This window comes from Aerococcus sp. L_32 (assembly GCF_050689315.1).
The window spans coordinates 1-544 of record NZ_JBOEQF010001226.1 but is presented as its reverse complement, the minus strand read 5'-3'; the positions used below and the strand labels follow the sequence as shown (position 1 = coordinate 544).

Annotated in this window: 1 protein-coding gene; it reads left to right on the top strand. The window is 39.5% G+C overall.

Annotation, left to right across the window (positions count from 1 at the left end):
* The coding region (locus tag ACRCJ0_RS19060) for an ATP-binding cassette domain-containing protein (protein WP_431391773.1) at positions 1-378 on the top strand (378 nt) is incomplete at its 5' end.
* Between the last annotated feature and the right edge of the window lie 166 nt (positions 379-544).

Below are 544 nucleotides of genomic sequence, written 5' to 3'. Positions count from 1 at the left end.
AGGAACCGCAGAATGGCGACCCTATCTCAAGGTGAACGACAAACCGTTTTGATCTTACGGGCCTTAATGACCCAACCTGAATTATTAATCTTAGATGAACCAACTAGTGGACTAGATTTATTTGCCCGAGAAAGTCTCTTAGCCATGCTGGACGAATTGGCCAAAGAAAAACCAGAAGTCACCCAATTAATGGTGACCCACCATACTGAGGAAATTATCCCACTTTATCAAAAAATTTGTTTATTAAAAGATGGGGAAATTTTTGCCAAAGGTGATCGGCCCTTGATGTTAGACCCTGATAGACTGCATGATTTCTACGGCCAGCCAGTACTTTTACGTCCCTTTAAAAAAGGCCGCATCTTGGTAATGCCAAAATAATTTATACAAGAACTTTCAAGTCTTCGGCATGGCTTTCACTCTCATTGCTTTTAAGAGAAGATGCTAGGAAATATTTTGCCTCGGCTATACCTTACTTTCAATATTTCCCCATTCACATGTAAAATAATTCCTTCAAAGAGGCTGATGACTAAAATCATCAGTCTTT